Here is a 13,157-nt window from a genome sequence, read left to right as displayed (position 1 = left end):
GCAGTTGAACGCGAAGAATTTCGCGTTTTTTACCAACCGATTGTTTCGCTTACTACTGGCTTTATTTTAGGTTTTGAAGCACTATTGCGTTGGCAGCATCCAGAACGTGGTTTGCTGCCTCCAGCAAGTTTTATCCCCCTAGCAGAAGAAACTGGACTAATTGTCTCTATTGGCAACTGGGCGTTGCATGAGTGCTGTCGCCAGATGCAAGCTTGGCGGGTGAGCCAGGGTACCAACTTGCCCGAAAAAATTTATGTCAATCTCTCCCTTAAGCAATTTTCTCAGCCGGATTTGATTGAGCAGATTGAAAAAATTTTGCACTCTACTGGTCTTGCTCCCAAATGTCTCGTGCTAGAAATCACGGAAAACATAATTATGGAAAACGTTGATCAAACCAGTGCTAACCTCTTAAAACTCAAGCAGATGGGCATTGCATTATCAATTGATGATTTTGGGAGCGGCTACTCTTCATTAAGTCGTCTTTCTAGCTTTCCGATTGATATATTGAAAATTGATCGCTCTTTTATCACCTTGATGAACGCAAACAGCAGAAATTTAGAAGTTTGTGAAATCATCATTACATTGGCAAACAAACTTGGTATTTCGCCCAGTGTTGAAGGTGTGGAGACACAACAGCAACTAGCACTTTTGAGAAAGTTGAAGTGTGAATCTGCCCAAGGATATTTTTTCTCTGAACCATTGGATAGTTTAGCGGCGACAGCATTAATTGCCACCAATACTCAGTGGTAACTATTTTTTGAGCTTGATATCTTCCTAGAAGTTACTCAAACATTTGTCAGTGCTTCTAGTAGTTCGCTTTCGTGACGAAAGCGGGGTAAAGGGTAAAGGGTTTAAATCCCAAACCCAGTACCCTTTCCCCTTTCCCCAGTCCTCACAAGCGCATTTTTGGGTCGGCAGACTACTAGTTACGTGAGTTCGACGGTTGGAAAACGCCAAAAAGTTTGCTAGATATGAAACATGAGAAACTGAGCAGGTATTGCGATCGCTAAGATTGATTGAAAATGAGTAATGTAAGACCAATGGAAACCTGTGGCAGGGTATAAATGACGAGATTGGGTGTAAGGAGGGTAAGAGTATAGGGGTGTAAGCAATACGGTTCGGATAAGCATTTTTCACTTTCCTTGTGGTCTGGGGAATGGGTTTGCGGGAAAAGGGTAAAGGATGTATTCAAAACCAATACCTTTTCCCTTTCCCCTTTAACCAAACCGTATTGGCTACCATCGCATCATGCGACCGTTTTTCAGGATTTGTTTCTCAGACGCTTGCTCTGCTTTCGATTAATATTTTAATCATCAAGTGCAGAGCAGATGCGTTTGAGCTTTTCACCAGTCGGGCTTGGGGATAGCTACTTAGATGTAACGGCTAAACCAATGAATGTACCTTTAGGGACATCGGCGATTTCAGATGCAACGCCAGTAGATAAATCAATACTGTAAAGAACTGAACCAGACAGTGCATAGGCAGTATTTTTGCCTTGTGCATCTGTAAAGATATCAAAGCCACTATTCAAAAATCAAAATTTTCGCAAGAATGTGGCGATTGTTTGGGGGCGATTTATTGCTTAAGCTATTCAACATTGCTTGAGATTTAAATTATATAATCGTATGGCAATATCTTAATATCTGCATAAAAATCGCTATCGCTTACCAAAATGACTTGCATTGAGCAATTGAATGCGAGATGCTAAAAATAGCATTTCGCAAACCGTCGCACTTGGTAATGTCCGAGTGCTAATTCCGATTAAACAACCACAAAATTCTTCTCAGTTACTGACAATCCACCAGATAATTGTGCAAATTGTACCTGAGTAGACCCAGATCCACTTCCATCAAGGTCAAAGAACAATCCACCTGTAGCGCTGTTGTAGATAAACCGTTGATTGCTTGTAGTTGCAGATGCTCCGATGGTAAACTTATTTGCCTCGAGTGTACCAGATGATAATCCGCCACCAAAACCAGCGGACGATACCCGAATCAATTCATTAGTCGTGTTGAAGTCATCAATACTATCAACACCTTCGTTGAAATTATTGAAAGCAAAGGTGTCAGTACCAGCTTCTCCAATTAGGCTATCATTACCTTTGCCACCTGTGAGGATATCATTGCCTAAACCACCCTTGAGGGTATCATTTCCATTGCTCCCCACAATCAAGTCATCGTACTGTGTACCTGTGATATCTAATCGTTCGATATTCTTGTAACTGACTTGATACGTGCCCGCTGTAATTGAGCCAATGTTAGTAGTAGGATTGAATGTCGTTGTTATCCCTCCCGTAGCATTCCTGTAATCGGTAGACAACACATCGTTCCCCTTACCCCCATCTACCGTTTGAGTTACGAAATAAGAGGGAGCACTCTCTGGCAATGTGGTGCTCAGATAGAAGGAATCATTGCCATCGCCCCCAAAGAATAAGTTATTGCCTGTTACATACTCAGCACGCAAAGTATCATCACCAGTGCCACCATTGAGGGTGTTATTGCCTGAAGAAGGAATGGAAAATTCTCCATCACCCCCAGTTTTGTCCCCGAAGAAAACGCCAGATATGGTGAGAAAATCATTGCCATCGCCTCCAGAGAGTAGGTTATTGCCGGATGATTCCCCAGCATTTAAGGTATCGTTACCAGCACCACCGTTAAGGGTGTTATTGCCAAATGAGTTAAAATTAGGCTCCCCTTGAGAAGTAGTAATGCCAGATACGGTGAGAAAATCATTGCCATCGCCCCCAGAGAGTAAGTTATCGCCTGATGGAGACTGAGCATTTAAGGTATCATCACCAGTGCCACCGTTGAGGATGTTATTACCTGAAGAGGGGAAATACTTGTAAAACTGAGAAGAAATACCAGAGGTGAAGAGAAAATCATTACCATCACCCCCCAAGAGTAAGTTATCGCCAGATGTTGCTCCAGCATTTAAGGTATCGTCACCAGCACCACCGTTGAGGGTGTTATCCCCTGTTGAAAATTCAACCCTCAAAAAATCATTACCAGTACCACCAATGAGGGAGTCATTGCCCCCAACCAGGGATTCATTGCCTACACCACCAACGAGAGTATCATTCCCCGCGCCACCAACAAGGGAGTCATTGCCCGCACCACCTCTTAATAAGTCGTTCCCACTCAAGCCATCGATTTTGTCGTTCCCGCCTTGACCATTAACTACATCATTTGAGTCCTCTAACCCCGTAATGTTATTGTTAAGGTCATTAAGGAAAGTTACTATGTTCTTGATGCCCAAACTAGTATCAGTAGAGTTGGAATCGAGGACATTAAAGCTGTCGGTGATGCTATTTTGCCCGTCAAACAGGATATTACCAACAGCTGGTTTTGCTCCCGAAGCTTTCAGATTCTCCAAGTTTTCTAATTTGAAGTTTTGTAGAATGACTTTGGGACCGAAAAACCTCGTTTCATAAGCATCCCCTTCAAAGCTGATTTCTAGATTTTTGCCATTCTGGGTCAGCAGCAAATTCTGGGCAGTAAAGCCATCACCCTGGAATTGCAGGGTGTCTACTTCCGCAATAACTACTGCTGTCGGGTTTGTTCCTTTACCGACACCAGCGAAATCAGTGATAGTATCAGTGCCGCCATAGTAGCTGTAAACAAATTGATCCTTGCCACCACCACCAGTTAGAACGTCGTCGCCCTCGTTCCCTGTGATGTTATCGTTACCTGCAAGACCATTAATCGTGTCTGCTAACTCGCTGCCTATTAGCGTATCATTACCGTTGGTTCCAATGATATTTGCCATAACCTTTACCTAACTCAATCGATTTTGTTAATAGCTTCAGTTTTTACTTAGAGCTTGTCACGAAACAACCTTCCTTCTTTTTACTTAGAAATGTTTTCTCAGTAAGCTCTTTAGGTTGCAAATTGTAAAAGTTGTTTCTTGACAGGCTCTAAGCTAATCGGCTAGGCATAATATAAATGCAGAACCAAGGTTAAGCATGAATCAAGTTACTAGCTATTAATTAGGCTACTAGGTTTTCACCTGAAAACTCCGGTTTTTCGCAAGAACTTGAAAACTTTACAAAACTTTACTTTATAAAGTTCTTAAGCTATCGCTCACGCTACCCTTCCCACCGAATCAATTCCCCATCCACAACCGCAACCCCCCACTGCGGAAACTTCACCAGTAATTTCTTGATCAAAATCTGCAAAGCAGGGTCATCATTACAGCATTGCTGGAGGAAGTCAAAACCAGGATTTTCTCCAACCAGAGAAGCCATCTTCAGTTTCTCCATTCGCAATAGTCTAACTTTGGATCTAATGGTGATGCCTTCTCTACGAGACGCTCCGCGAACGGCGGTAAACAACGCCTCACTAGATTTTTGCACTTGGTAATTGACTACAGATAAATTCCACTGCTTCTCAAACTTGCTGATTGTTGCCCTCATGCTGGCGTAATACTTGCTGTCTAGCAAATATTGAATTACCCACAATGGGGGGCATTCTCCAAGGTTTGCTCTATCCAACCATTCAAATATCTCACTTTGACTTAATGACACGGGCGCGGCGGAACAAGCACCTTCATCACAGTCTTTCGGCTCAAAACCAGAGACTTGATTTTCTCTTGACAATAAAGCGGAATTACTTTGTTCTGCTTGCCTCCGTGTTTGATTAGCGATCGCTTCCTTGGAAGAAAATTCATTTTTAGCGACGGGCGCGGCGGGAGAAGTATCTTCATGATAATCTTCCGGCTCAACACCACAATTCTGGTTTTCAGCTAACAACGAAGCAGCATTACTTTGTGCAGCATCCACAAGCGCCAGCGATGTACAGTCCATTGCCGTAGGCAATTCTTCAAGTTCTGACGCGCTTTCGATATGTGAAGGCGACGCGCCCCCCAAGGGCGCATGAGCCGTTTCCTCAACACGCAGATTTTTAGTTGGCGCGTCAGAACCAACTACCATCCCAACAACCTTAGTTGGTTGTTGGTAGGTAGTTAACGGGTTGTTAAAAACGTTGTTAGGTTTTTGAAACCCGCAGCATACCTCACTTTTTTGACCATTCTTTTGGAATGATTCCAAATCAGGCTGGATTTGTTCCACTTTGGGGTGATTTTCATTCCGTCCGGGCAGGTTTACTTTATCCCCGGCGTGGACGGCTTTTTCGTCACAAGAATTGGTTTCCGCAGACGTGGACGATTCCCAGTAAAAGCGATTGTAATAACCATGAAGGTTACGGACACGGTAGCTAATCAACCCAGGTCTGCCGGAAGGCAAGCGACCAAATACTTCCTCAAACTGAAACAATCCTTGGGCAGTTAACGCTGCCCCTGCTTTTTGCAAAGATTTGTAGGTGAGGTTAGTATCGAGTTTATGGGCAGAACCACCAAACTGTTCAGCCGCCACGCTATCTAACCAAAGCTGCTGCACAGATGGAGGCTGCTGACGAACCCAGTTGATATCCTCAATCGATACTTTGCAATGTGGTCTAATCGATTTGTCTGCATCTGCTTGTTTGCGGTCATTACGCTGTTTGCTGCCACCATTGATTGCTTTTAACGCTGTAGTCATATTCCCCTCCTAAATTTGACCATGACAATGTGGGCGACATTGCACCCATGCCGCGTTTAAGTTTTTTAGCTATTCTCAAAGCGAGTTTTTATCTACTGGTTCTCGTCCTGCCAAAACCGCAATTCATCTCGGAAATAGCTATCAGCTTTTTTCGATTGCTCCTTCCAGCAATCCCAGGCAACCACCACTTCCTCGCCCAAATCTTGCACCACCTCGCCCCTCTCGACATACAAAGTACGGTATGGGTCAGCATGAGACACAATAGAACCAACGCCAATAGTGTCCGGTTGAGAGGATGCGTTTTGGAGAGCAGTAATTAGTTCTGTTTCTTGGATGGAAAGTTCAGCCCGGTAATCCAATTTAATTACCTCGTACTCTTGGGCAACATTCCAAAACTCTTGCCAAGTACACCCAGGCTTTGACAGTACCTGCCTAATATCACTAACCGCCTGGGGCAACATTTCTAATTGCTCGGCTCGATATGCGATCGCCTGTGGTGTTGGTTCACTTCCCAGAATTATTGCTGCGGCTTCGAGTGCTTGGGTGTTGTTCATGGCACTGGCGAGATTCTTCAATGCCATACCCATCAGTCGGAGACATTCTTGGGCATTCTCTTTTGGGGGTTCAACAGCTAGCGATCGCAAATCAATGGTTTTCTCTAAGGCTTGCTTCACTTGCTTGTTTAAAACTTTGGTCGCTTGCTGGGTCATGGTATTTCCCCACTGTTGCGAGGGACGTTGCTCTACAGCGTTTTCCAAATCCTGAATGCGCTGCTTAAGCTGTTGGTTTTCAATCTCCAACTGCCGTAGCGATTCCATTTCATCCAGCCGTTGCTGTAACTGGATATTCTGCTCCTTCTGCTGCTTGTACAGATTTTGCAAGGATTGGATTTGCTCACTTACTTGTTCTTCGGCTCTGGCGGTGGCTTCTGACTGTAGTCCAATTCTCAATTCCTGCTGTAAGCGCTCTAACTCCTGTTTATGGCGTTCTTCAATAGCAGCGATCGCTTCCGTATATTCTGCGGGGTAAGTGCGTTCTCTGGGGAATGGAACGCTAGCGGCATTTAAATCAGCATTGTTGACCAACATCCTTTCGCCATCAGCAAAGGTCACAATCTGCTGCCAATGATTCGGTGCATCTGCCTCAATCACTCCTGATTCACCATAATGAGGGTGTGACTGTTGTGAAACAGTGACAGAATTACACAATTGCGTTTTAGGGTTTTCGCTTTTTGTGGAGCGTTTAATTGTTGGTGCAACTTGCTGCACTGCTTTGGCGAAATCGGCGGCAGTGGGGAAGGGTTTTTCTTTAGCTGCGATCACAACAGCTTGCTCTAACTTGTCAGGAGTTTTGACCAACCGGAGTAAGGAGCGTGTCTGGGATGGTTTAGTAATCTTTTCCCTGAGTTCCTCTGGCAGGGTATCAACTACTTTCTTCGCAGACAGCAAATCTCTGACTCGGCGATATCCTCCGTGTTTGGTCAACTCGCTTTCGCAATAATCCTCAAAGCTAAGGTGTCCACCATCTTGGTAATAGCCTTTGTCTCGCATCAGCCGCAGTTCATCAGATGCTTGCCACTCAAATCTGTCGATGGCAGTGAAGGTTTCCTGAATGCTGGTGTTGACAACACTGTAATCGAGTGCTGTTGTCTGTTCTCTGTCTAGTGTCAGCATATTTCTTGCTCACTATGGTAAATGCTTGAAAGTTGGTGTGTTGCAGTTTAACCAAAGTGAACAGGGTAGCTGTAAGATGGATTTTTCCAAAAATGTGTCAGCATTATAGTTAGTTCACTTTGTGGTGAATGAATTGAACGGGCGATCGCATTGCTTTGGTCGGCGGCGATCGCTTTTACTAAGGAGCAGGGGTAATAATTACTCAGGTTGATCGTTTCCTGCTCTATTGTCGGACTGCCTCACAAGGTAATCCAACACTGGACTAATACGGTCAAGCGCAGCACTAATTGTTCGCTGAAAATTTTGTAGTCGAGTAACATCCGTTTTTAAGTTTCTCATTTCATTTTTTACCTAGCTTCTAGATATAGGTTCATTTTAGCCTATACAAGGGAAATCATTAAATCAATAGCTAGTATATAATTTTTATAGGCTAGTTGCTAGGCTAGCCTATAGTGATAAATCCTGCCTTTGTTTGGCAGGGGTCTCATTAACTGCAAAACCCCCGAAGCTATGTTTCAGGGGGTTTTTCTTCATCTTCAAATTCTAAAAACTGGCGAATCCGTTCGCGTGATAGCCTGAGTTGCTCCGAGGCGCTTCTCAGGCTGCTAATTCCCCCAGGATTTTCTCAGCACGTTCCTTAAACTCCTCAAGCTCTGCTACTTTCTTCTTGATGTTGTCAATTTCGTCGTCACTACTTGACGATATTCCTAAATAACCGTCGATGAACTCTAGTAGAAGTCTACTAGCAGAAGTCCCACTCGCTTTGGCCTTTTTTAAGAAAGCAATTTTCTTTTCTTCTGGGATGCGAAAGTTCATTTGGGTTTCCCCTTCCGCAAGATTTCTTGGCATAGTATGTCCTTTTCTGCTCAATCATAGCTTTTAGCCTATACCTAATTCTACTCGTCAGCCTAGTTATTGCCTATAAAATAGGACTTTTACCCGTTTTGCCTATACTTTAGCCTATATTAATGTTTGATAAAGGAAATCTTTTAGCCTATACTAAAGATAGCAAAACAAAAGACGACCGCTCTAGCCTGAGAAACTTACGCGATCGCCTTTTGTGAAAACCTAACCCCATGTAGAGGCAGGAGATCCTTATTATGACGCAATTCGTTTGCACACATCAAGCACCTTCAAGCTTTAAGCTTAATCAAATAACCACAGTTGCCAATGCTCCTTCCAAAGATGAACAAGCCCTAGCCCAAGCAGAACTATACAGCCACATCGAAACCCAAGCCGAAGTTGTAGCCCCAACCCAAGACCCCCTGACATCTCGTGACCGTCGCATCATTGGCGAGATTATCGAAGTCCAACCCGAATCAGTCCGTACCATCTGGATAGAAGGTGGAATCACAGTATGGGTGCAGTTTGTGGATGGCGGACGGCTACCCTTTGACCGCAACTGGTTCGCTACAAGAGTGGCAGAAGTTAAAGCGACTCTACCAGAAACACCACGGGAACGGAATCAGCGCTTGGAGTCCGAGTTAAAAGAAGCTTGCACTATTTTTGGTTTGTACCACGGTGAGATTGACTATCTAGTATTCAGTACGAAAGTCTATCACCAGGGCAAGTTCGTTGGGTTCGTTGGTTGGGATGAAGAGGGTTGGTACGCAAGACCCAGACAGTACGGACTCAATCGTGTGGCTCCGAGTGCTGAACAAGTGATTGCGTCGTTGGGAGTCAGGGCGACAGTAGTGGTTTAGTTGCTGAAAGTGAGAAAGGCGATCGCAGTCCAAGACAACTGCAATCGCCTGAAATATAAAAGTACAGATAGATAAATACAATCATGACACAAAGTGCAGCAAGTAACCTCACACTTTCAGAGCCGGGTTTAGATGACTGCCAACAGAAAATTCTGCTGCTTCCAACAGATCCCAATGCAGAGGTCATGGAAATCCCTGGATACAAACTCGTGTATGTCAATGGAGCTTGCCCCAGAAATTATCGTGTTTACAAAGCTGATTCAATGATTGGGGTGATATTTCAACACATCACCCACTGGTCTAACGGAGTGGATTCTCTTCGATATTCAGAGTCGGTTGATGCAGCAGTTGGGCTGGATAAATTTTTGAACGTGGCAAGGGTATCAAAAGCAACTACAGAGCAACCGCTCACAGAAGAAGAATTATTGAATAAAGAATTCGATTCACTCACGAGTGAGGATTGGGAGCGGTTGAGGAGGTACGTTCCACAAGCGAAAGATTTGGTTGCAGCGTAAGGAAACGGGTGGGCAGGAAGACCCACCTGTATGGCGAGGAGCCAAGCTAAATTTTATCAAAATAAAACAACGCGATGAAAGTGAATGTAGTAATCTCACCCATAGAAATCCTACAAGAATTTAACTCATGCTACGTAAAGATTCAGACAATTGCCCAAGATGAAAATTGGCTTTTGTTAATTGCTGATAAAAAGATTGACCCAGAAGCAGCAACTCATTTGGGCGATGTTCTGCACTACTTGAGTGAGGCAATGGGGTGCGTGGAAGAAATCGTTGAGGTCAAATTTAATCAGGAGGCAGAAGTATGAAACTCTATGCAACGAGTATTCCTCAATTTTTGCCAAGTTGGGCAACTGTTATATCAAATGAAGCAGGTTTGATTGAGGTGGAAATCAATGATGAAGACCCTGGCTTTCACTCAATCATAGAAGAATTATCTACTGAAATTGAACTAGGTCTTGTTGGTGTAAAAGCTAGTGATTTATGTCAAAGACTCAGCATTGAGATGGTTGATACTAACGAAGAAAATTGAAAACCAATATTTAGCAAATCCAACATCTTATGAAATTCACTACTGTCTCTGTTAGCTACTCTAAAAAATTCAATCTTGGCGACTACGAATCACTGGAAGTAGGCTGCTCTCTATGGGCGCAAATAGAGGATGGGGAAGACGCTGATGGAATAACACAATTTCTCTATCAACAAGCTAAAACTTCAGTAAAACTTGCTGCAATGCCTGTATTGAAAGCTTCAGAGTTTCAGATAAATAAAGCTAAATCTAGCAAAAAAGTGTCGAGCAATGTTAACGAAACTGATTGGTAAAAATTTGGAGCCGGACAATGCAAGAATTAATCAAAGCTCTAATTAAAGCAAAGGCAGAGTTTAATCCAATTCAAAAAGACCGCACTAATCCTCATTACAAACATAAATACGCAACACTAGATGCTGTATTAGATGCTGTCACTCCTGCATTGGGTAAACATGGATTAGTAATAATTCAAACTACTGAAATCTGTGAAGGTAAAACCGTACTACGGACTCATATTTTTCATGAATCTGGAGAGAGTATCACCAGTACCTATCCCTTACCTGAAATAAGTGATTCTCAGAAATTAGGTGCAGCTTTGACCTACGCGCGTCGTTATGCTGTCTGTGCAATTTTATCGGTAACAGCAGATGAAGATGATGATGCTGAAGGTGCAGCTACTCCTAAAAAGATTGAACAGGCGCAGAATAATATTAGACCCCGCAAAGACAATCAACATTCTTTAGTTCAGCCAACAAAACAAGCTGTAACTCCACCATCAATCAATCCAAAAGATTTGCGAGTCAAAGAAATTCGCACACTTTTAAATTATCCATTGGATTTAGTCAAAGAATGGCTGCATTCTCGAAATGTTACTAGTCCGAGTGAGCTTGACTCTACCAATATTGATGAATTAGTGAAGACTATGTGCTTGGCTTGGGCAGGTGATAAGTTTGTCCACCCGAATCATGCTGCTAACTCTTACACAAAGTACGTAGTTAATGCAGTAGCTGATGGCTCAGATGAAGCAGCAGCAATTCAAACATGGATCCAACAAGTACTTGAACAAAAAGTCACCGTAGCTCTTAAGTAAACATGACCTATATAACTAGTAGTCTGCCAACCCAAAAATGCTAAGTGAGGACTGGGGAAAGGGGAAAGGGGAAAGGTTAAGGGATTTAAACCCTTTCCCCCTTCCCCTTTACCCTTTACCCCGCCAAGTCACGAAAGCGAACTACTAGGTGTAGATGATAGCAGTAAACCCTGCATATCTCTTCCAATTACTCGCATACCGTGATGAATTTGTGTTCACTTGCAGTATGCGTGAATAGATTATTTGCTAGTGCCAAAAAAAAGTTATTGCTTGCCCTAAAAGACTGTATTTCTTCTATTCTCTCACCTCAGAATAAGCTAGAGAAGGTTTTGAACATGATACCAATAATTGACTCCACAAAAGCATCTCAAAGAGAATTAGAAGGATTAGACTTACAAACTTTTCGTCTCAAACATCCCAAAATGAGTTATGCAAAGATAGCTCATAGATTGGGGGTAGATATAAATACAGTCAAATCATGGGGGTGTGGACGACGAACACAAACTGAACGCACAAAAAGAGAACTAGCAAAACTGCATTTAGAGCTGATTTCGGGAACACATTCCCAGGATTCCCGACGTTCCCTAAAACCTAAAGTCTAGATAAAGCAAGGCTTTTAGCATTCCCAGACTGTTCCCAAAATATCCCTGTAGTTTTTCTAGTTCTAGGCTTGTTCCCAGGAGCGTTCCCAAATGTTCCTGGTTTTTTGAGCGATTTTATCTCTATACGATTAAATGCGATTAATTCGTTTTCACCAATTTTATAACTAGCATCCTATCAATACTTTTCGGATAAATCCAACAATCTCTCTTTTGGCCAAAGGTTAAAGGGGAAGTGGTAAAGGTAAATATGAAACCCTTCCCCTTTTCCCTTTCCCCAAAAACCCGAAAAGTATTGGCATCACTAGAAGAAGAAAGGGCTTTGTAAAGAATTGCTAAAAAGAGTGTACTATGTACACCACTTGAAAAAAACTGGTTTAAAAGTACACCATTTTAAGCTTGACTTTCTTCAAGCCAGATTTTATCGTAAATTTAAAGCGTTACTTAACAAATAACTAAGGTTTACAAAACTGAAGAATGACTAATGTAAGGGTTAACTATGAGTTGTGCTTGTGTTATGTAAAACGGTGAATGAAGCGCAGATTATAACGTTAGAGAATTCGTTACCATTTTTGGAGCAAAGATACGGGGTATCTCGCAATGCGATTTATGAGTGGCGGAAGTTCTTAGGGTACAGAACGGATGAAAGACACCAACATTACTACTCACCCCAAGAAATTCAAGAATTGGATTATTACTTCGCTGGATGCTATGTCCCTAAGCATGGGAAAGTGCATTGGGGGCTAAGGATGGGACGGACAAAGTATGGAGAATTGATTCTAGATGCAGGGTTAAGATTTCCCGATTTTCTCGAAATTAATTACCAAATTAGCTACGAACACTTTTTGGAATTGAGACAAAATAAATGGCGAAAAAAACTCTTCGGCAATTAGCAACACAATATGCAGTTGAACTCAAACAACTGATTGACTTTTTAGGTGCAAAGAACGGGAATGAACTCCTCGAAGAAAGCGACCCAAAACTCCAACAATTTTTTCAGCGTAATCACAATCCCGAAGCTGAGAAAATTGTTGGTAATCTGTACACAGAAGTAGGTGGTGAATATCGCCAACAGTTAACTAAAATTGCTGTAAATATGCGCGTGAAAGGAGGAAGATTCTTACGCGAAGAGTTGATGCGTTTAACAGCGATGCCGACTGCGATGGTGTTAGCTGAACAAGAGATAAAGGATACAGAGAAATTTGAGACGGGGCTGGATAGTATGTGGGATTTTAATGCCCCTTTCGAGGAACTGAGCGGTTATGTGCTACCGCAACAGAGAACAACAATGCTATTGACTGCAAACTCATCAGCGAGGCAGGAAGAGACTACTATCAAACAATCAACATCGCCGCCAGAGATACCGCTCTCAAATTTCTTACAGAACGAGACGCAGCAGTAGACACTGTAAAAAATGCGGCAAATTGGGGGATTACGCTCACAGGATTAGGGGCAGTTGGTGGAGCTATCACTGGAGCGTGGATAGCACAACCACCAACTGTTAATATCCCCAAG

The 13,157-nt window shown here is 42.9% G+C and carries 16 protein-coding genes; 10 read left to right on the top strand and 6 right to left on the bottom strand.

Going from position 1 to position 13,157, the window contains the following annotated elements; translation table 11 throughout:
* Nucleotides 1-750 (top strand): putative bifunctional diguanylate cyclase/phosphodiesterase (locus H6G97_RS20855; RefSeq protein ID WP_190942591.1); only part of this gene is annotated, 750 nt, incomplete at its 5' end.
* Between the two features lie 215 nt (nucleotides 751-965).
* Here H6G97_RS20855 and H6G97_RS20850 read toward each other — a convergent pair.
* From H6G97_RS20850 to H6G97_RS20825, 6 genes are all read right to left on the bottom strand, one after another.
* Nucleotides 966-1,130: a hypothetical protein gene (locus H6G97_RS20850; protein WP_190942590.1), complete on the bottom strand. Its 165-nt coding sequence runs from the start codon at nucleotides 1,128-1,130 to the stop codon at nucleotides 966-968.
* Nucleotides 1,131-1,366: 236 nt separating this feature from the next.
* Nucleotides 1,367-1,531 carry a DUF4394 domain-containing protein gene (locus tag H6G97_RS20845; protein WP_190942589.1) on the bottom strand — a complete coding sequence of 55 codons (165 nt, stop codon included), beginning with the start codon at nucleotides 1,529-1,531 and terminating at the stop codon, nucleotides 1,367-1,369.
* Nucleotides 1,532-1,761: 230 nt separating this feature from the next.
* The gene (locus tag H6G97_RS20840; protein ID WP_190942588.1) at nucleotides 1,762-3,765 is read right to left on the bottom strand and encodes a calcium-binding protein; all 2,004 of its coding nucleotides are present in this window, start codon (nucleotides 3,763-3,765) and stop codon (nucleotides 1,762-1,764) included.
* Nucleotides 3,766-4,084: 319 nt separating this feature from the next.
* Complete coding sequence (locus H6G97_RS20835) at nucleotides 4,085-5,533, bottom strand: hypothetical protein (RefSeq protein WP_190942587.1); 1,449 nt, start codon at nucleotides 5,531-5,533, stop codon at nucleotides 4,085-4,087.
* Between the two features lie 92 nt (nucleotides 5,534-5,625).
* The gene (locus H6G97_RS20830; protein ID WP_190942586.1) at nucleotides 5,626-7,206 is read right to left on the bottom strand and encodes a hypothetical protein; all 1,581 of its coding nucleotides are present in this window, start codon (nucleotides 7,204-7,206) and stop codon (nucleotides 5,626-5,628) included.
* Nucleotides 7,207-7,803: 597 nt separating this feature from the next.
* Complete coding sequence (locus H6G97_RS20825) at nucleotides 7,804-8,055, bottom strand: hypothetical protein (RefSeq protein ID WP_190942585.1); 252 nt, start codon at nucleotides 8,053-8,055, stop codon at nucleotides 7,804-7,806.
* A gap of 251 nt (nucleotides 8,056-8,306) precedes the next feature.
* On the opposite strand from H6G97_RS20825, the gene H6G97_RS20820 reads away from it, so the two are divergent.
* The 9 genes from H6G97_RS20820 (at nucleotide 8,307) to H6G97_RS20780 (ending at nucleotide 13,044) form a co-directional block, all read left to right on the top strand.
* Nucleotides 8,307-8,909, top strand: a complete 603-nt coding sequence (locus H6G97_RS20820) for a hypothetical protein (protein WP_199349508.1) — start codon at nucleotides 8,307-8,309, stop codon at nucleotides 8,907-8,909.
* Nucleotides 8,910-8,992: 83 nt separating this feature from the next.
* A complete protein-coding gene (locus tag H6G97_RS20815) occupies nucleotides 8,993-9,424 on the top strand; it encodes a hypothetical protein (RefSeq protein WP_190942584.1) in 432 nt (143 codons plus the stop codon).
* 74 nt (nucleotides 9,425-9,498) lie between these two features.
* Complete coding sequence (locus H6G97_RS20810) at nucleotides 9,499-9,732, top strand: hypothetical protein (RefSeq protein ID WP_199349507.1); 234 nt, start codon at nucleotides 9,499-9,501, stop codon at nucleotides 9,730-9,732.
* Nucleotides 9,729-9,956, top strand: coding sequence for a hypothetical protein (locus H6G97_RS20805; RefSeq protein ID WP_190942583.1), 228 nt, complete (start codon nucleotides 9,729-9,731; stop codon nucleotides 9,954-9,956). The genes H6G97_RS20810 and H6G97_RS20805 overlap by 4 nt, the downstream gene beginning before the upstream one ends.
* 29 nt (nucleotides 9,957-9,985) lie before the next feature.
* A complete protein-coding gene (locus tag H6G97_RS20800; protein WP_190942582.1) occupies nucleotides 9,986-10,246 on the top strand; it encodes a hypothetical protein in 261 nt (86 codons plus the stop codon).
* A 17-nt stretch (nucleotides 10,247-10,263) separates the two neighbouring features.
* Nucleotides 10,264-11,043, top strand: coding sequence for an ERF family protein (locus tag H6G97_RS20795; protein WP_190942581.1), 780 nt, complete (start codon nucleotides 10,264-10,266; stop codon nucleotides 11,041-11,043).
* A 230-nt stretch (nucleotides 11,044-11,273) separates the two neighbouring features.
* Nucleotides 11,274-11,645, top strand: a complete 372-nt coding sequence (locus H6G97_RS20790) for a hypothetical protein (RefSeq protein WP_190942580.1) — start codon at nucleotides 11,274-11,276, stop codon at nucleotides 11,643-11,645.
* A gap of 503 nt (nucleotides 11,646-12,148) precedes the next feature.
* Nucleotides 12,149-12,535 (top strand): hypothetical protein, encoded by a 387-nt coding sequence (locus tag H6G97_RS20785; RefSeq protein WP_190942579.1) that lies wholly within the window; start codon nucleotides 12,149-12,151, stop codon nucleotides 12,533-12,535.
* A complete protein-coding gene (locus tag H6G97_RS20780) occupies nucleotides 12,508-13,044 on the top strand; it encodes a hypothetical protein (RefSeq protein WP_190942578.1) in 537 nt (178 codons plus the stop codon). The genes H6G97_RS20785 and H6G97_RS20780 overlap by 28 nt, the downstream gene beginning before the upstream one ends.
* Nucleotides 13,045-13,157: the final 113 nt, after the last annotated feature.

The organism is Nostoc flagelliforme FACHB-838 (assembly GCF_014698065.1).
GTDB lineage: Bacteria > Cyanobacteriota > Cyanobacteriia > Cyanobacteriales > Nostocaceae > Nostoc > Nostoc flagelliforme_B.
This window is presented reverse-complemented; position numbering and strand designations above follow the sequence as displayed.